This is a genomic window from Ruegeria sp. YS9 (assembly GCF_024628725.1).
GTDB lineage: Bacteria > Pseudomonadota > Alphaproteobacteria > Rhodobacterales > Rhodobacteraceae > Ruegeria > Ruegeria atlantica_C.
In genome coordinates this window covers 20142-38857 of record NZ_CP102413.1, presented here as the reverse complement: position 1 = coordinate 38857, position 18716 = coordinate 20142, and the positions used below count along the sequence as shown (strand labels likewise).

17 protein-coding genes are annotated in these 18716 nt (G+C 54.6%); 10 read left to right on the top strand and 7 right to left on the bottom strand.

What is annotated here, in order from left to right; translation table 11 throughout:
• Window positions 1-7 precede the first annotated feature (7 nt).
• A complete protein-coding gene (locus NOR97_RS20905; RefSeq protein ID WP_257601512.1) occupies window positions 8-1618 on the bottom strand; it encodes an RcgA family putative transporter in 1611 nt (536 codons plus the stop codon).
• A 171-nt stretch (window positions 1619-1789) separates the two neighbouring features.
• On the opposite strand from NOR97_RS20905, the gene NOR97_RS20900 reads away from it, so the two are divergent.
• The gene (locus tag NOR97_RS20900; RefSeq protein ID WP_257601511.1) at window positions 1790-2011 is read left to right on the top strand and encodes a hypothetical protein; all 222 of its coding nucleotides are present in this window, start codon (window positions 1790-1792) and stop codon (window positions 2009-2011) included.
• 228 nt (window positions 2012-2239) lie between these two features.
• Here the strand turns inward: NOR97_RS20900 and NOR97_RS20895 are convergent, their stop codons facing one another.
• Both NOR97_RS20895 and NOR97_RS20890 read right to left on the bottom strand, forming a co-directional pair.
• Window positions 2240-5074, bottom strand: coding sequence for an autotransporter outer membrane beta-barrel domain-containing protein (locus NOR97_RS20895; protein ID WP_257601510.1), 2835 nt, complete (start codon window positions 5072-5074; stop codon window positions 2240-2242).
• Window positions 5075-5239: 165 nt separating this feature from the next.
• Window positions 5240-8140 carry a Tn3 family transposase gene (locus tag NOR97_RS20890; protein ID WP_257601509.1) on the bottom strand — a complete coding sequence of 967 codons (2901 nt, stop codon included), beginning with the start codon at window positions 8138-8140 and terminating at the stop codon, window positions 5240-5242.
• 140 nt (window positions 8141-8280) lie between these two features.
• Here NOR97_RS20890 and NOR97_RS20885 point away from each other — a divergent pair, with 140 nt between their 5' ends.
• The 3 genes from NOR97_RS20885 to repC all read left to right on the top strand — a co-directional run bounded on the left by NOR97_RS20885 (window position 8281) and on the right by repC (window position 11735).
• Window positions 8281-8832: a recombinase family protein gene (locus NOR97_RS20885; protein WP_257601508.1), complete on the top strand. Its 552-nt coding sequence runs from the start codon at window positions 8281-8283 to the stop codon at window positions 8830-8832.
• A gap of 320 nt (window positions 8833-9152) precedes the next feature.
• A complete protein-coding gene (locus NOR97_RS20880; RefSeq protein WP_257601507.1) occupies window positions 9153-9920 on the top strand; it encodes a hypothetical protein in 768 nt (255 codons plus the stop codon).
• Between the two features lie 612 nt (window positions 9921-10532).
• Window positions 10533-11735 (top strand): replication initiation protein RepC, encoded by a 1203-nt coding sequence (gene repC, locus NOR97_RS20875; protein ID WP_257601506.1) that lies wholly within the window; start codon window positions 10533-10535, stop codon window positions 11733-11735.
• 116 nt (window positions 11736-11851) lie between these two features.
• On the opposite strand, the gene NOR97_RS20870 is transcribed toward repC, so the two are convergent.
• From NOR97_RS20870 to NOR97_RS20855, 4 genes are all read right to left on the bottom strand, one after another.
• Window positions 11852-12163, bottom strand: coding sequence for a hypothetical protein (locus NOR97_RS20870; protein ID WP_257601505.1), 312 nt, complete (start codon window positions 12161-12163; stop codon window positions 11852-11854).
• Complete coding sequence (locus tag NOR97_RS20865) at window positions 12156-12419, bottom strand: hypothetical protein (RefSeq protein WP_257601504.1); 264 nt, start codon at window positions 12417-12419, stop codon at window positions 12156-12158. Before NOR97_RS20865 ends, NOR97_RS20870 begins: the two co-directional genes overlap by 8 nt.
• A gap of 544 nt (window positions 12420-12963) precedes the next feature.
• On the bottom strand, window positions 12964-13656 hold the full coding sequence (locus tag NOR97_RS20860) for an SOS response-associated peptidase (protein ID WP_257601556.1): 693 nt from the start codon (window positions 13654-13656) through the stop codon (window positions 12964-12966).
• Window positions 13657-13662: 6 nt separating this feature from the next.
• Window positions 13663-13893 (bottom strand): hypothetical protein, encoded by a 231-nt coding sequence (locus tag NOR97_RS20855; RefSeq protein ID WP_257601555.1) that lies wholly within the window; start codon window positions 13891-13893, stop codon window positions 13663-13665.
• Between the two features lie 796 nt (window positions 13894-14689).
• Here NOR97_RS20855 and NOR97_RS20850 point away from each other — a divergent pair.
• The 6 genes from NOR97_RS20850 to NOR97_RS20825 all read left to right on the top strand — a co-directional run bounded on the left by NOR97_RS20850 (window position 14690) and on the right by NOR97_RS20825 (window position 18649).
• Window positions 14690-15025: a DUF1419 domain-containing protein gene (locus NOR97_RS20850; protein WP_257601553.1), complete on the top strand. Its 336-nt coding sequence runs from the start codon at window positions 14690-14692 to the stop codon at window positions 15023-15025.
• A 177-nt stretch (window positions 15026-15202) separates the two neighbouring features.
• Window positions 15203-17044, top strand: coding sequence for a ParB/RepB/Spo0J family partition protein (locus NOR97_RS20845; protein ID WP_257601552.1), 1842 nt, complete (start codon window positions 15203-15205; stop codon window positions 17042-17044).
• Between the two features lie 51 nt (window positions 17045-17095).
• Entirely contained in the window at window positions 17096-17422 is a 327-nt protein-coding gene (locus NOR97_RS20840) for a hypothetical protein (protein ID WP_257601551.1), read from the top strand.
• Window positions 17419-17835 carry a hypothetical protein gene (locus NOR97_RS20835; RefSeq protein WP_257601550.1) on the top strand — a complete coding sequence of 139 codons (417 nt, stop codon included), beginning with the start codon at window positions 17419-17421 and terminating at the stop codon, window positions 17833-17835. The genes NOR97_RS20840 and NOR97_RS20835 overlap by 4 nt, the downstream gene beginning before the upstream one ends.
• Before the next feature lie 152 nt (window positions 17836-17987).
• Complete coding sequence (locus tag NOR97_RS20830) at window positions 17988-18233, top strand: type II toxin-antitoxin system Phd/YefM family antitoxin (protein ID WP_257601549.1); 246 nt, start codon at window positions 17988-17990, stop codon at window positions 18231-18233.
• Window positions 18230-18649, top strand: coding sequence for a hypothetical protein (locus NOR97_RS20825; RefSeq protein WP_257601548.1), 420 nt, complete (start codon window positions 18230-18232; stop codon window positions 18647-18649). The genes NOR97_RS20830 and NOR97_RS20825 overlap by 4 nt, the downstream gene beginning before the upstream one ends.
• Window positions 18650-18716: the final 67 nt, after the last annotated feature.

Genomic DNA, 18716 nt, shown 5'->3' with positions numbered 1-18716 from the left:
ACCTTTCTTATCGGGAACTCTGACCCCACGGGGAGGCAGGTTTGGTGAGCAAGTATCCTGTTACGACCAGCGAAAAAAGCAGGAATATGGAAAATCCGGGTAGGGCACCGATAAGGAAATAGCTGACAACGAGCAAAGCCATGCTGCCATCCATTATCGCCCAAGGTGACAGGAACCGATTGCCTGACTTAGCAACGTTAAGCCGCGCCATCATCCACCTTATCTTTATCGACGCATTTGCGAATGTCCCAACAATCGCCAGCAGGCAAAAGAAGCTGTAATAGAACCCCGGCGCAATCCCGAAAGAAACTCTTTCCGAGACGTTGGAATTGTTGGTTCCAAACAAAGATTGGAAATCGGCCACCAGCCATTTGATTAGGTTGCTGCTATCAGATTGAAGAAAGCTCGATTGGAGCTTCATCATGATAGTGATCACCACCCCCAAGGCTGTGCATCGGTAGATTCCATACATCAGAGCGAGACTGATGCTCTGAAATTCGCGGCCAGTCTCCTTGTCTAACCTGTTTTCCAGACGTTTGGCGAGATCCAGATAGTCATGCTTCATCAGGTGAAGAAGGATATGGCCCGTGAAGAAAAAATATGCAGCGAAACCGTTGTATAGAAATACCAGCCCTGAGAACGCTATCGCACTCGGCACGGAAATGAGTTCTGGGCGAACGATTGCTATCCGGCCCCAATCAACAGGCCACGAGCCTGTGTCCCCATTCAGCAATGGGATGAGGTGTGTTGCGGTCCAGTTGTAACCGGATGCCACTATCACCGTAATGAAGAACGTTGCCCAGAACGTATAGGATGCAGCCCTAAGCCTGCGTTCCCAACTGGCACTTGGAGACGACGGATCTCCAAGTGCCACGAGTTCCGGCCGCCATTCCTCTTTCCAGCAGCGCAACAGTTCGATCAAAAGAGCCAAGAACAACGGCAGGACGGCCAGGAACACGATTGTCCAATTAGGTGCCCACAAAAAACCGACCTGTTTGGTGTGTCCACCTTCAGGGGTGAACAGGACGCTATGAACATTCAAGGTGAATGCGATCAGGGCGAGGGCGCACGCGCCTGTAAAGACCACCAGCGGTAACGCCATAGAGCTTTGATTGCCAAAGATCGCTTCCGTCTGAATCACGAGATTGAAGCGACGTCCGGTTTGCCTCGGAGCTACTGGCGTAGCAATCACGGCGACGTTTTCTACTTCGTGCCGTTGCGCTTCATCCGAACCTGGTTGCGTTTGGCTGCCCGCTTTCTTCTTTCTTCGTTTCTCAATGAGCCTTCTGTTTGCAGCGCTGAGTTCAGCTTGCCATGCGCCGGACGCATCTGGATCACCACAGCCAAAAATCCGCGCCAGCCAACGGATGTTGTCTGCGCTTATGCCCTTGTCATTTTCCTGAAACCAAAGCTGTACAGTCCGCAACTCAATCCCGTTGCGGTTTGCGTTGATCTGGGAAATTGCCCGCGCCAAGAGTTCCGGTGTCCACGGACCTTGAGGCAAACCGTCTTGGTCCACTGGCCGTCCAGCGCCCACATCCGTCAGGTGTTTGAATAGTTCCTTGAAATCACTGCCGTCTTTGGGTGGCGGAACAAAAAATTTACCACGCTTTTCCAATCACTTACAAACTTTCATTTCGTTCTGCTTCGTCTGGTTTCGTTCTATTTCGTGCCTTTGTCAAATCACGATGCAATCAACCCAGTGTTGTGGCGCGTTTCCACCGACTCCACCGGTAGCGCGCTGCAATGTGGAAAGACAAAGCACTCAAATTCATCCGAAGGTAACAATATGTTGGAGACAGAAATCCGCCCCGACCGAGGGTCGCAACCCATCGACATGATGGACCCCAATCAAGCACCGGTTAGCAAAACTCGGCTTCACGCTGAGCCGATCAAACGGATACTCGACCGATCCACGGGGGAGGTCGTTGGTTGGCTCTATGAATGGAACACAGGGTCACAGGTGCCCATGTGGAAAGACGGTCGCAAGACCGATGTGGTGTACGAATAGCATCCAGCCTAATGCCTGTGCGCCAAACATAGCATATGGGGTCGACTCCGGCTAAGTGCAGAATAGGGCGGTAAGAGATTTCTTCATGCAGGTAGATTGGATAACTGCCTTTCAGCCGCATTTTTCGGAAGGCTTCGTGCTGATGGGGCCCGGTCACTTACCAGAGGGAATGATGAACGTCATTCAGGTCCGGCGAGTGAAAACTGCTCCGCCTGTTGATGCGATATTTCACCAAAGCATCCTGAATCCTGCTGTTAAACCATATCCGTGACTATCTCCGCCGCCATCTAGTGATGAGCTATAGGCGGCTTCAAGGTAGAGCGTTTTATCTTCTTCCCAAACAATCGACCCACCGAGACCAATTTCAGCCCATGTCGTCTGGTTTTCCAACGACAGGTTGCTTCCAGAAACGCCAACTGTTGTCGATCCCGCAAACTGGTGCAGGATGTTTCCGATGACGTAGACTTTTTCACGGTGCCCGGCATATCCAGCACCCCGGCTATGATCGCCAAAGAAATATCCTTCAGTGTACTCATGCTCATAGGCCAGACCAATGCGGCCGATCAGGCTAGTTTCTGAGTTGAAATCTACAACATTCCCCGCGTTGTCGGTAAAATCATCTCCATCCCAGCCGCCCCAGGTCAGCTGCGCTTGCGGCACAAGAGCGTTCTGTTCATCCAGTTCGTACAGATGGCCGACCTCGAAACTCAAAGCATAGGCTTTCGAGGAAACATCCGATCCTAATGATCCACTGGTTGACGATGAAAAATCAGTATCTATCCAGTTCAACTGTGCCTGGGCATCGAAGTAAGTGCCGGAATTTCCATACCAGGTTGCAGTTGCGCCAATCCCGACCCCGTCTGCATCGATATCGCCGCGCCCAAGAGCGTTTGTCACATCCGCGCTAACGCTGCCAAGTTGACCTGTAACACCCACAACCCAAAACCCGTTGTCACCTTCGTCAATAGCAACATCCGCACCGAACTGGAGGCCCCATCTTTGTGTGTCGTAATTCAGACCTGAGGTGCTGGAGTCGGGTGAAATGTCAAAACGGTTACCATAAAGGCGCAGCCACGCGCCTTCCTGAGGTTGTACCGGGCCCCGCTCACTGTCCCGAGACAACCATTGCCTCTGACCAACACGTTGTTCCAGTGTCGGCAGGTCTGTGAAGCCGAGCAGCACCGAAGGCGTTGCCTCATAAACCGCTCCGGTTCCATTTACGCCGATGCTGCTTAGAAAGAATTGGCTGCCAATGAGCTCAAGGTCATAAGAGAAAGCCCCGGATGCGACCGGGCCACTCGCCAGCGCAAAGTCACCGGCGGATGTTGTCCCGGCCACATCAACGACCAGAACGTCATTGCCTGATGCCAGACCTGTTGAGACATCGGTTACGGCGATGGCTGTTGTTCCCCCGTTCACGTCACCGGCGACTTGCAACGAATCCGCTGTATCTGAGGTGAAATCGACATCAACTTGCAACTGACCGCTGCCGGAATAATCGCCGCTCACAGACACCACATCCCCTGCCGCACCATTTCGGGTGGACACTATCCCATTGTTCGTCAGTGCGCCGGTCAGAGAAAACCCGCCAGCGGCATTCAGAATACCGCCTGCATTGGTTTGAAGCGCTCCTGCGACGAGCAGGTTATCAGTGAACGAAATCGTGGACCCTGCTCCGATCACTACGTTCTCCCAGTTGATGACATTCGTGCCGGTCAGAGCCCCGCTGGTTCCGGTAAAGGTCAGAACGTCGACAAATCCGTCGGCAAGGCCAGTATCATCGCCGCCATCGAACAGGGTAACGCCGCTGAAATCTCCACCTGAAAAGGTTACAAGATCGGAGCCGTCCCCCATCAGTATTTGGCCCACCGTTGTGCTGTTGCTGGTAAAGGTTGCGGAATCATCGCCGGTGTCTGCGAGAATATCACCAACAATTCCTCCATCACTGGTCAGCGTGTCATTCCCACCTTTGAGTAGAATATTACCGGTTGTAGTGCTCCCGGTCTGTAACGTTGCCTGATCATCAAAGGCGCCCAGAGCAAAATCCAGCGCCGTACCGGCTCGGCCGGTAATTGCGCCAGAACTGATAACCGTTCCCATGCCGGTGGCGAACTGAATGCCAATCCCGCCATCTAACGTACCGGAGTTGATGACCGTGCCATTGTTCAAAGCAACGGCCACATTTCCGGTGCCTCCACTGGTCGTCGTAACGGTGCCGGAATTGTCTACAAACCCGTTGTCTTGACCAAGGATACCATCGTCACCCGCGGTGATAGTTCCCGAATTGATGGCCGTAAGATCATCACCTGCTTGAATCCCCCGGTCTGTGGCTGTTATTGTTCCGCGGTTTGTGACGCTATTCCCATCTCCGATATCAAAACCGTCGTCGCCTGCATTGATGATACCAGTGGCAGAGTTTACGAGGGTGTTAGTATCACCGGCATCAATTACATCGTCTGCTGAAATCAACGTTCCGTTGTTTGTTACGGTGTTGTTGTCCTGAACCTCGATGCTGTTGTTATTAGCAGAACTACCACTCCCTGCTGATGTAATTGTGCCATTATTCGTTATCGTGTTTGAATCTTGTCCATCCAGGCCATCATCGCTGGCTGAAATTGTACCACCGTTGGTCACAACTGACCCGTCCTGGAACCGAAGACCATCAACTGTTGCGGTGATGCCCCCGTTGTTTGTGAGAGCGCTAGAGTTCCCATCAAAGTTCACACCGTTAGCGCCAGAAACAATTGATCCATTGTTTAGCACGGTCAGGTTATCGACGGCCCCGGCATCAACGATGCCATCACCCCCGGCATTGATGGTCCCACCGGCATCCACTGTACCCACATCACCAGGAGTTGTCAGGGTTTGTTGACCAACAATCTGTCCGTTTTGGATCGTAAAGCTCTGAGCATATGCGCCAGAAGTCATCAATGTCGTCGACAGGAGCGACCACGCAAAAATCTGGACGCGTGACCCTGAAGTATAGGTGTGTTCATCCTTCAGGGTTGTTCTCAAACATGCCTGTTTTTCGTTTTTTCTCATTCTTACCAAAGCTTCACTCATTCAAAACAACGTACTCGATTTAGTTCGGATACAAATAAAGTTTGAAAAAAATACGCCGCAATGCTGTTATTTGTAAGGTCGTGTGGCAGTTTTGCCAAAACTAATCTACCTACCCGAAGCATGTGCTTCAGGAGGGTATTGAGACCGAATGAGCGCCCGGCCCTTCTAAGTGGCAATGGCTTCGATCTGTCGCCACCTATATTCACCGGTGAGGATAATATGTGCCCATCCAAGGGGCGAGATGTGTGAAAGAAGATAGGCTGGCGTGTCCAACCCGGCCTTTTTCCGCTGCGCGACCGCTATGCCGAGCTGTTTTGTATTCCAGTAGATGATGATTGCGGTGAGCAGGTTCAGTCCTGCAATGCGGAAGTGTTGACCTTCGATTGTGCGATCTCTGATTTCTCCCTGCCGACCAATCCGTAGGGCACTTTTCAAAGCATGGTGCGCCTCACCTTTATTGAGACCAATGTTGGCGCGACGCTGCATATCCGTGTCGAGCGCCCATTCGATGATGAAGAGTGTTCGTTCAACCCGCCCGATTTCGCGTAGGGCAATGGCCAGGTCGTGTTGTCTCGGCCGCGCCGCCAGTTTCTTCAGGAGTTGACTGGGTTGCATCCTGCCGGAAAGCATCGTCGCAATGCAGCGCAGAACATCCGGCCAGTTGGCGATGATGGTGGTTTCCCGGATTTTGTCACCCACCAAGCCCTTCAGCTCAGTCGGGACACTGCGCCGATCAAAGACATGCAGCCGTTTAGACGGCAAATCCCTGATGCGCGGGATGAACAGATAGCCAAGCAGCGAAGTGGCGGCGAACACAAGATCGGTGAAGCCACCAGTATCGGCATACTGTTCTTTGATCCGTTTTCCGGTCGGGTTCATCAGCAACCCATCCAATATATATGGGGCCTCGTTCACCGTGGCAGGGATAACCTGCGCAGCAAAGGGGCCATACTGATCTGTTACATGGGTATAGGCTTTCAGGCCGGGTTCATGACCGTACTTCGCATTGATCAGATTCATCGCCTCGCCTTGCCGCGTGGTCGGAAAGAATTGCCCGTCACTGGAAGCAGTTTCACCGGCACCCCAGTACTTTGCCATTGGCAACTGTGCTTGCGCTTCGATCACGTTGGCCAATGCCCGATTGATAGCCTCGCTTTCCACATGCCAGTTCGAAAGTCGCGCCAGTTGGGTAAAACTATGCGTGCTGCTAGCTCCGGCCATCTTACTCAGCCCAAGATTTAGACCCTCAGCGAGAATGACGTTCAACAATCCGAGCCTGTCTTTGCACGGTGCCCCGGTGCGCAGATGGGTGAAGGCATCGGTGAACCCGGTATCATTGTCCACGTCCATAAGGATATCCGTTATCCTCACCTCTGGCAGACGGCGATAAAGATCAAGGATGAGGCTATCGGCCTCCGCAGGTACATCAGCTTCAAGCCGGTCGACGCGCAAGCGGCCATCCTCGATGACGCCGCCGGGGAGGGTTCCATTTTTGACCGCCATGGCAAGCCTGTGCAGCCCGTCTTCCAGCCGTTGTTTTCGATCTGCGATCCAGACGTCCGGTTCCAATGGCATCGACAGCCCCATGGTTTGAGCGGCCTCGACCGGAACCAGGCCCTGTTTCATGTCGCTGTAGCGGCGGGAATGAGCAAGCCAGACATCCCCGGATCTGAAGGCTTCGCGCAGATGGAACAATACCGCGACGACCCAAAGACGCTCCCGGTTGGTTTCTGGATTCTGCAGGTGGCCTCGCCATTTCGACTGCGGTTTCAGAAACGGCGCAGACCGGCTTGGGATATCCTGCTTGTCGCGGATCACATCAGCCGCTGCGAGCAAGGGTTCCGTCACGCTGGCGCAGGCAATGTCCAAGGCCGCCAGCATTCGCGGGGCATAGAGCTTGAAGCGGTGATACCCCTTCTCGACGTAAGCCAAGGCATCCGCTTTGACGGTCTTGCCGAGCGCTCCTGCCGTTGCGACGAGGTTTTCCAGCATGCCCCAACCACAGGACGCATCCACAGCACCGGCGACAGCCGTGTCATCACCTTTTGCCAGCAGCAAGGTCGTGCCCAACGTCTCGAACCCCGCTAAAGTCGCTGCGATCTCCGATTGCGCCTCTGTAACACGGGCATCGCAAATCCTCTTTGCCTCTCGCCAGATCGACCCCACGATCCGGTCATGGGTCTCGACCACAGTGTCTGCAATGGCAGCCGACCATTCCACGATGCAGGTGGCAAGGATGGCCAAACGACGATCACTGGTGATGTCTCGAAGCCCATCCGTGAAATACCTTTCGCCTTGGCGGCGCAATTGCGCGACCCGGTGCGCCGGGATGTCGTCGAGGATTGCTGGTGGCAACGCGAGCCGTTGCAGAAATTCCAATCGGTTGAGCTGGCGGTTGATGTCGGCAGAGTTTTTTCCAACCTCAAACCGCCGTAACCAGACAAACCGACTGACCCGACCACCCACCTCTTCGGCCAGCAATTTTTCGAGCTTGGCGCGCGCATTTGCATCGAGGCGAGCGGCTATGCGCGCCTCAATTCTATGTTCAGCGGCGACCAATGCATCAGCACAATGACGTTCGATGACCGAAGTTCCCGGCAGAATGATCTGCTGTCTGCGGCATTCTTCTGCGAACCCACGCACCAGAGCCTGACTGGATTGCGCGGCTTGGGCATTTCGGTCCAGCCAGTTCCGCATCTTTTTGGCGCGCTTGCCGGAGAACATCTTGTACCCGTACATCTTGCGCAGAGCATCCAGATGTTCCCGGCGGGTCTTTTCTCGCGTGGCATATGGCAGGAGATTATCTGGTTTTAATCCGAGCTGCGCGGCCACAAAGCGGCAAACGGGTTCAGGAATGACTTCTCCTGCTTTCAGCAGGCGACCTGGATACCGAAAGGCACAAAGCTGAAGCGCAAAGCCGAGCTGATTTTCAGGCCGCCGCCGGGTGCCGATATGCTCGATGTCTTCATCATCCAAGGTGTAGTGCCTCAACAGCGAAGCTTCATCGGTGGGAAGATCAAAAAGCGCCGCGCGTTGTCGCGCTGTCAGGACTACTCGGTGTGCCATCGGATTGTTCTTTCTTTATGGGATGGGGTCTTTGAAAGTGTAGAAATCGAGACCATTCGCTTGCCATGTCTTTTTCAATGTCTCAATATGATTGTCGCAAGACCTCTTAATTTATTCGAGACCCCCAGGTTCAAAATCTCATGGCCAAAGTTGGATACGCCCGCGTCAGCTCCGTCGGACAATCCCTGGATGTTCAGCGCGAGAAGCTTGCCGATTGTGACAAGCTCTTCGAAGAAAAACGAAGCGGAACGACCGATGCCCGACCTCAGTTGAAAGAATGCCTGAATTATGTCCGTGACGGGGATCAGCTTGTCGTCACGCGCATCGACCGATTGGCGCGCTCAACGCTACACCTGTGTCAGATCGCCGAGACCCTGCGCGAAAAAGGCATCGATCTGGTCGTCCTCGATCAGAACATCGACACATCCGACGCAACAGGGAGGCTGCTGTTCAACATGCTTGGGGCCATCGGCCAGTTCGAAACCGAAATCCGTGCCGAACGCCAGATGGACGGGATCAAAAAGGCTAAAGATCGCGGCGTTCAGTTTGGCAAACGGCCCGCCCTTACAGCAGAACAAATCGCTGAGCTTCGCGAAAAGCGCGCAGCCGGAACGCTGATCAAAGCTCTGATGGCCCACTACAGCCTCTCTAAGGCTACCATCTACCGATACCTCAGCGAAAAAGAGACCTGAGCGCGACGCCAGTACCCCGATCCGGGCTTAACGCCCTATTCTGCACCCAGCCGGAGTCGACCCCCATATCGCTTTCTTGACCACGCCGTCTTTTCTCTGCATAAGTTGGCGTGGTAAGCCTTTGTTATAAAACGCATAATCTATCTTATGTTAAATAGATTAACATTTAAGGCGGCGAGAATGCACAATCTGACGCCTGTAGCTGACACCCGAATGATCAACCACAAAGGGATTGAAAACCGTTATTCTTTGGGGCATTAAACAATATTATAAAGTCGGGGACGACTTGTAAAAACGTAAATTCTGCGAAGGAGACACCCATGCTGAAATTTCTCCGCACAAGCGCACTGGCATTGGCTGCCGCCTCCGCCAGTTTCGTAGCGGCCCCTGAACGTGCCCAGGCACAGTCCTATCAGATTGATTGCGCAATCTTGCTCTGTCTGTCCGGCGGCTGGCCAGCATCAGTCCCATGCGCCCGCGCGCGCGCTGAGTTTATCCGTCGCATCACACCTTGGCCGGTCGAGCCGCCCCTGCAAATTTGGCGTTGTCCAATGGGCGCAGCGTTCGATGTTGATCCTTCAACTCTGACCGCAGACCGCATCTATGAAATCCTGATGGATGACAACACACCGCAACAATCCTTTCCGACTGCCCCACTCACGGATTTTCAGTTGGAAGCGCAGCCCGCCGTTCTTCGCAGGAGCGGCGGGTCTGCAAAACGCTTACCAGAGGATTTTATGTTGCAGCTCGTGCAAGACTATCGAAGCAGTAATCAAACCGCAGACATCGACATAAGCGGTCGCGAGTTCAATTTTGTCCGTTCGATCCGCGTGTTCAACGTGCGGTATGGCTCGCAACGTCGCGCCGGTCGTGACGACGAATGCAGGCGTGGTGCCTACGTCACCAAGGGCCTCTATGGCAGACAGGGCAATTTCGGTTGGCATGACTCTTCGGTCGGAGAGCTGCCCGCAGCCCACACCGGCATGGAAGGATACGGCAGCGATTGCCCTGTCATCAGCCACCGATCTGTCTTTGTCGAATGGCGTGATTATGAAGGCAATTATGGCTTTGAGCAGGTCAACTACTAAGCCTTGTAGCGCCTTCGCGCGACAATACTATAATTGCGACAGGCATCTAAAGATTGTATGCCTGTTGCTAATCATAAGAATCATTGAGGCATTCAGACAAAGGAGCAGTACACCCCAAAAACAAACCCCCGCAAGGCTGCAACCTAACGGGGGGTTTTTGATAAAGCCTAGGGACTGCAATCCCGAAGAAGCTCCAGAAGTTGGCTCCGGTTTTATCATCACCACATCGTCGCAAGCAAGCAAAAAACGCAGTTTTTGCGAACGAGGAAGGTGTGTCTCAGCCTGAGCCTTTCAAAACCACAAGGTTTAGCCTCAGACACAACACTAAGCAGGACCATCACGCCGACAGGCAAGGTCTTGTGTGTTAACGTCTAAGTGACAAAACAGAATCGGAAGGAGGAAAACAGCCCCCAGAAAGTAGAAACCCCCGCAAGGCGGAAACCTAACGGGGGGGTTCAGAAACCAAAGAACGCCAATTCTTTAGTAGATCTTCAAGCTGTTGGTCTCGGTTTTACCACCCCCTCTTCGAGCTGGCAACAAAAAACGCATTTGTGCGAACGAAGAAGACTTGCCCGCTGCCGTCTTGTCTCACCATCGAGCAAGGACAGAACAATGACAGACCGAGTTTTTCCAACACTCCCGCAGGGCCACCAACGGTTCTCGGTTGAGCAACTTCTAATCGAGCTGGCACCGGCTATTGGCCTGCGCAGCAGCCGACTTCATGCATTGCTTTATATGATGAAGCAGACCGCACCCGGAGACTGGACAAGCCCAGACCGTGAGCCGGTGTTTTTCGCACCCCAGGACCAAACTGCCGAAGCACTCAACAAGACCCGTCGCGCTCTTTATGACGATGAGACCGCCCTTGAAGTCGCCGGACTGATCGAGAAGCGCGTTAAAGGCAACGGATCTCGTTCGCCATTCGGCGGCTGTGGCATTGTGTTTTCCAGATTGATTGCTCTGGTCCCTGACCTCTTGAACCTGAAAGAGCAAATGGCGGCCGAGAGGCTACGCCGGAAAGAGCTGCGCAACCGTCGCAGTACATATGTCCGCCACGTTAAACGACACCTGAGAGACGCAACAGACGACACGCTGGCCCATCCACGCCTTCTGACCATCATCGAGGCATTTGACGCATGGCCTGTGGCCGCTCGCCTCGCCAACATGCCGATCGAGGCGCTTGAGAGCCACGTTTCTGAGGCGCAAGCCCTGTGCACAACCTTGGATGATTTCCTTGAAACACGTCCAGATTCTACCGCTAAATCGGCAGAAAACTTCCCGTGCTATATACAAGAGAACAACCAAGATAGTTCATCTGTAATCTGTAACGCTGGCGTGGATGAAAGGAGCGCGGGCAAGCCCGCGCACATGGAATTTATTTGTTCGGAGCCTATCGGCCCCGAAGATTGCTTAGAAAAAGAGTATGAAGCGGAGAGCGCAGCGCGCAATACCCAATTCATCAACCAGTTGACACCGGAGCGCATTTTCCAGCTCGCAAGCGACGATATGCAGTCCTACATTCGCGCCTGTCAGGAAGATACCCCTACCCTTCGCGAGATCCACATTATCGACGCGGCGACCCGGATCATTCATCCGCTTGGCATCAACCATGACGCCTGGATCAAGGCCGTCAGCCTTATGGGCGATGTGGGCGCTTCGCTCTGCGTTTTGCTGATTGATGCCAACCGGAACCATCCGACCACACCAATACGCAATCCGGGCGGGGCGCTGCGCGCCATGACCGCCCGCCACAAATCCGGCACGTTGAATCTGGTTGGCAGCCTCATCGGACTTTCCCGGCGGCGCGGTCTATGAGTTCCGCGCTCGCTCTGGGCTATAGCCGGCAGACCGGCTTCCGCCCATCACGTCAACGCTTGCAGCGGTTCGGGGCCGATCTGTTTATTCGATTTGTGAAATCCGTCTACGCGGCTTTATGTCCGAAGCCTACGCTGCAACTCTGCCTCGTCGCGCACCAGCTCATCGACTTCGCGAAAGCCCAAGGCGTCAGGATCGAAGCAAGAGTAAATCCATCCCTCGTCTTCGCAGTCTGTCGCGTGGGAGATCAGTGCCCCATTCCAACCGTTGTCTTTCAACGCTTCGATGATTTTTCCAGACTGCCCAGAAACGGACATGCTAAGCCGCACTTCATATTCCGAAAAGTAGCTCTGCGAGTTCAGGAATTGCATCGCCTTCGCCAGCTCGTCGGGATCAATCCTGATTTCTACAATCTGTGGGTCAGCCATTTTCAGCGCCGGTACTTGAGGGACTACAGCTATACATTCCCATTTCTTGCCCTTCGGCGCCATAGGCGATCATCGTGCCTTCAATGACGCTTGTGCCTTCAAGGGGGACCAGTGGTCGCGTTTCCACACCACTATCGACGCCCTGGAACGTCCGCTTTGCTGCGTTCGAACACGCCGCCATGTCGTCAAACTCTGCGGTGATGACCTCGGAGCCAGATTGCAGGTTGAACAGCACTAGAATCAATACGACCTTCATTGGCACCCTTTCAAAACAGGAGACCGAGACCCTGCGGCCCCGGCCCCCTTGGACGAAAAGCACTCACTTTTCACCTTCCACGGCCATCGGATCCCTCCTGTGCCGCACAAATACAATATACTAACATCGTCCACGGTACAATAATATCGTTTGATTTGGCAGCAATAAGGCCAAGCCGCGAAATTCCAATGAAATCATGCCCCTGCTTTTCATCTTCCAAAAAATCCTCGGGGGAGCGCCAAAGGCGCGGGGGCAGACAGCCCCCCCTTACTTTGAAAACGCTTCGGCCTTTCGATCCTCTGGATGATATGCCCGCTGAATTTCCCAATAGCACCGCTTGCATCCGCAATCTGTGCAGATGAAAAAATCAGCGATGTAACGAAGCCAGGTGTGCGCCCGATACTTGCTGTAAAGCCGATGCGGCGGGACATGCCATCTTTTGCCACAGCCCATGCAGGTTGTCACAACCACATCCGATGCAGCCAAGTCGTTAAGACGGATAGAATAGGCTGGCCCGAGTGTGACTTTCTCATATGCCAACCGATCAGTTTGCCAGCGGCGCTATGCACTCAGGCCCTTCATTGCCGCGCGTGTTCACGTAGGAGCTGACCCGATAGGCCGTCATGGCGTCGTCTGGCGGCGAGTGGACGAGACCATAAGCCGCTTCCTGTTCTGCCGTAAGCCATGTGTCCAGGTCTGCGTCTTCGATCACGACCGGGCAACGATGATGCGGTATGCTATCCATAAGCGCGTTTGGCGTGGTGGTAATAATCGTGCAAGACAGGCGAATTTCGCCGGTCTCTGCGTCTTTCCACTCACCCCACAGACCGGCCAACGACAGAACCGGGCTTTCTTTGGACTGGATGTAGAACGGCGGCTGACCTTTCTTCTTTGGCAGAGGCCATTCGTAGAAGCCGGACACCGGTATTATGCACCGCTGGCCGCGCTTCCATGCCGGGGCGTAGGTCTTTTTCTCACGCATTTCCTCGCCCTTGGCGTTGAAGGTGCTGAACTTCTTTTCCTTAATCGGTTTCGACCACCAGAACGGGATAAATTCCCAGAGCATCGGGACCAGTTCGCGGCCTTCTTCGGTCGGACGAACTACGGGCACCGTTTGATACCGCGTGACGTTGTATCGAGGTTGCAGGTTGGGTGCAGATGATGGTTCGGGTGCAGTCAGCCGGTACAGCTCATAAATTTGCCGCCACGTATAGTTCAACGCTGCCTTGCCACACATCGCCGCTCACTCGCTCTGTTGTTGGGCCGTCGCCATCTTTAAGTGAAAATGGCTTTTGTCGCCAGTAAGCGTACCGGCCAGCTCGTCTATTGCGTCCATGACGGCACCAGCGGCACGATATTCCGGCGAGGCAATCTTTGCCTGCGTCTGAACCTGAATCGCGCCTTGCCTACCAGCGCGCAACTTTTCAAGCGCTTGATCCTTTTGAATAATTCCGCGTTGTGTTCGTTGCGACATAAGCGAATCCCCCGAAATGTGTGAAAAGATGTTCTATTTTTGTTCCATATTGAGGCCGGTTTTTCAACGATGCAGTCAGGTCAGTGGATGTGTTCTTGCGAATCCTGCTGCCCTGGGCAGCTGGACCGGGCTCTAGTCGAACACCGACAAAGCCGGTGCCCTCCCAGAACACCGCGGCCTGGTCTCCCTGCCTCAATAGCCTTTGTCACGTCTCAGCTGAGCCGAGCCAAAGGCTTTGAAACATGGTCGCCCAAGCCACGGCGATCTGCCCATTCGGGTCACGATCCCTTTCGCGGCAGCGGAAGAATTAACCACAAGGCCCCCGCTCCGATATTTGGGTCTTCGCTTAGGGCCTGCTACGGCGCGTTGTCGGCCTCCCAAGGTCGGCGCTCTGGCCGCGCTGGATAATTCTTTCCGTTTTCAGGCAGTCGAGATCCGCGCGAGGCGCGCGGATCGAGTTGAGCATTAGACAGGGCCGACTCCGCTTACGCTCTATCGACCCTGACATTTTCCATTTGTTTGTTGTCCGCCCAACAGACCTGCCCAGGCCGGTCAATCGGCAAGCGCCCGCTGCGCGGTCGTCGTGTGGCAGGGCCGTGTCCTCGGCTGCGCCTGCGGGCCGCACCAACCCTGCCCCACGACCGTTGACAGTCCTGTTCAGGCCCGTGGGTCGGGCTTTGCCCTCCCACTCTGTTCCCCGGAAAACATGCGTTTTCCGAGCAAAAGAGAGGAAGGCGCAGCCCATCGGCGGAAAGAGGGCACCAAGCCCCACCGCATCACCACAAAGGAACTATCTATGACAGATTTTGTGAAGATCAGTGAAGGCGTTTCGGGAGAGTCCGAGACCTTCAAACTGTTAAATCGTGGCTACACCCCAGACGTGCGCAAGGCGGGTCAGTGGTTCGAGGTCGAGCCGCAAATGTGGGACTATTTTCTGAATGTATTGCCGCCGAAGCACTGGCTTGGCGGGGCGTTCGTTATGTCCGAAGCCGCAACCGAATTTCTATCTGACGCATGGATCAAGATTGGCGACCGCGCCTTTTGTCTGGCCGTTCAGAACACCGGGCAAGGCCCGTTTTCCGAAACGGTTTCTGCCTTCCACGCGCATGTGGCGCAGCAGGTGGCGGCATGACAAGGGCGCAGATCGAGCAGCGCAAGCGTGAGGCCGTGGCGCTTGTGAAGAAAGGCGGCCTGTCCGCACAAATCGGCCTTCGCTTTCTGAGCCAACACGGGACCGACTAAGGCCCACGCCGCATCCGCAAAGGGTGCGGCACCACGTCAAAACTCACCACCGAAAAGGACTAATCCAATGACCAAACAAGTCACTATTCCGCAAGTCACCGAAACCGTTACTTTTGCCGATCTGTATGTATCGCCATTGAACCCCCGCACGGTTGTTTCCGAGGAAGAAATTGCCGCACTGGCCGAGAACATCAAAGTCGCTGGCCTTATTCATAACCTTGCTGGTTATCGCCATGAGGGCAAAGACGGTGTTGGTGTCGTGGCTGGTGGGCGTCGCCTGCGGGCCTTGGCTCTGTTGCAAGACGATCCCCGCTTTCAAACCGTTCAGGTTCAGATTGCCGAGGACGAAGAAACCGCGAAAATCTGGGCAACAAGCGAGAACGCGCAACGCCGCGATCTGCACCCTGCCGATGAAATCCGCGACTACGGCGCTCTGGAAAAGACCGGCCTGACCGCTTCACAGATTGCCGTTGCCTATGGCGTGACCGAGAAGAAGGTTTACCGGCGTCTGGCCCTAGCGGGGCTGCACGGTGCTGTGCTGGATGCCTTCAAAGCCTCTGAAATCAGCATGTCGCAGGCCGAAGCCTTCACGATCAGCAATGACGAAAAGCTGACCTTGGAAGTATTGGAGGCAGTTAAAGCGGGTGGAACAACCGGCTGGAATGCCATGTCAGACTACCAGATCAAGCAGGCATTGAAGCCCGATCACATCAAGGGTTCAGATCGCCGCGCTGTCTTTGTGGGTGTCGAAGCCTACCAAGCCGCAGGCGGTCGCATCAGCGGCGACTTGTTCGAGGATGAAACCCTGTTTGATGATCCCGAGATTTTGGACGAGGTTTTCCGCGCCAAAATTCAGAAGGCCGCGACCGAATACGCAGAGGCCGAAGGCTGGACGTGGGGCGAGGGTCTGGAAACGGACTATCTCTATTCTGGCGATATTGACGAGCGCAACATGGGCCGGATTTACAAGGTCGAAGGTGAGTTTACCGAAGAAGAAGGCGAGCGTTACGAAGAACTGGCCGAACTCCACAACGGCGATGCTCTGGATGATGAAGGTCAGACCGAGCTTGAAGCCTTGCAGGAGAAGCTGGACGGTGCATTCACCGATGAACAGAAGGCCCACGCTGGTATCCTGTTTTATGTCGGGCACAGTGGCAAATTGCAGATCATGGAAGGTTTGGTGCGCAGCGAAGATCGCGAAGCCGCCGAGGCCGCTGGTATTCTGGCTAAGTCTGCCCACAAACAGGAGAAGCCGAAGAAATCACCGATTTCCGATAAGCTGCGCGGCGATCTTGACCGGATCGTTACAGGAGCGCGTCAGAATGCCTTGGTTAATGACCCGACCTTGGCCCTTGATCTGCTGGCGTTTCAGTTGAGCCAGTCGCAGGGGTGGCAGCGCATCCACGCCTATGATGTGACGTTGCCCTATCTGCCGAACGAGCCGGAAACCGAGACAGGTTTTGCGCTGGATAAGCGCCTGACCTTGCCCGATCCGGTTGAGAAGAAAGGCACACTGGCCGACGACTTTAAGGCGTTCCGCAAGCGTGGTCACAAGCGCAGCATGGATTTGCTGGTACGTCGCCTTGTCGGTCAGCTTAACATCAGCGATGCCGATCTGGGCGGGCTGATTGACGAACTGACCAAGAAGGACACCCGCGACACCTTCACGCCGACCGCCGAGAACTTCTTTGACCGTGTTGGTGGCCCTTACCTTGTGGCCCTGTGGAACGATCTTCTGGACCTGACCCCCGATCACGACGCCGCAAAAGCGTTCGCGGCTTTGAAAAAGGGTGAGAAGGCCAAGAAGATGGAGCAGCTTTTCAGCGATAAAGCCGTGCGCAGCGCCCTTGGTGTTACCGAGGCGCAGGAAGCCCGTATCGCAGCTTGGTTGCCCGAAGGCATGGTTTGAGGCTCAGGGCGGGGCGCGTATGCGCCCTGCCCGATCATAGGAGTGCATGACATGGCATTTGAAAACGACACCAACCTTGGCCGCGTGCAAAAGATGATCGAGACCTTGCAGCTTATCTTGAAATCAGCGCAGTCCAATCGTGCAGACGATGCAGCGATCCGCGACATGCTGCGCCCGCTGACTGACGAGCTGACCGCCCTTGGAGCGAACACCGCCAAGCCAGACAGAGGACAATGTGACACAGAACAGCGAGGATCGTGGACCGGCAAGGCCCCACAATGGGCGAGTGTTCGCGATATGGCGGAACAAGCCGACCTTAAAGATTTGACCGTCGCTATGGCTGTGTACTTGAACCGGATTGACGAGGCTCTGTCATGAGATTCAAACGCTGGCAGCGCCATCCGTTCACGGACACGAGCCGGAAACGTGCCGCACTGCGAAGAAAACAACAGCGCGAACGCGAGGCCCTGCCCCTCTTTGCTGATCAGATTGCCGAAAGCCAGCCGTCCGAAGATGAGGTAATGGCGAACCGCGCCGTCCAGTGGGCCGCACAGGAGTTACGAGACCGAAACCGACGCGCTCAGTTGTGGCTCAAGGCCCGCGCCCGCATCAATGCTCTGAGCGCGAACGAGAGGGCCGTATTGCGCCGTGCGTGGGATTGTGCCCCCTACCCGGCTGATCCGGTTTACCTGCTGGATTTTCTGCACAGTTTTTCCGTTGGGCGGTTCACGTTGGACACGCTGCCGTTTAACCTGGTCCCGACCGATCCGCACGGTTGCCGGATCACCTGAAGCACGGGAACGTCCCGTGATGATCGAATGTTTTTCCTTGTGGTGAGGATGTACCTGGCCCCGCTTCGGCGGGGCTTTTTTTTAAGGGCTAAGGCCCTTTTCACTTGTCTATTACGTCTGTTTTGTCTATTTTGGACAAAAGGAGTTAGCCCATGCGATCTTTTCCGTCTACGGACCTAAAGCAGACACTTGGCGACGTTCTTGATGCTGCCAATCATGAACCTATCGCAATCACCAAACACAAGAAAACACGGTATGTCCTGATGAGCATTCATGAATACGAACAGAGGTTTCAGAAGGACGAGCGCCGAGCATACGCGGCGGAAGATATGCCCGCCGAGCATTTGGCAATGCTTGAAGCCAGCCGAGCAGGCATCGAGGGAGAGACAGAAGAATGAAGCGCCCACAAAAAGGCGACGTCTGGCAGTATGAATACCTCTGGCATCGCGAACACGAAGCCGGAAAGGAAAACGCCCGTAAGTCGCGCCCAACGGCGCTAGTAACCACGTTTGTTGACAAAAACGGGCGCACCAATCTTTTCTGGATTCCGATCACGAGCAAAGAACCCATCAATGATCGTTTCGCACTTGAAGTTCCTCAGATGGAGCGCAAGCGCGCGGGGCTTGCATCAGATATGCGCCTCTGGGTCATGGCGAGAGAGTATAACCACGAGTTCTTGGAAACATCCTTCTACATCGACCCTAATGGCTATCAGGGTTCGTTCAGTTCCGTGTTTACGAACAAAGCTCTGGACTTGCTTATTGAGGCAGGGCGCATGGGCCAATTGAGAAAGGTGCCCCGCTATGATGAGTAACGCCGTTTTGCATCGTATCTGTAGCGAATTGCAATTGTCCGGTGCTTGGATTGCAAACATCCAGGAT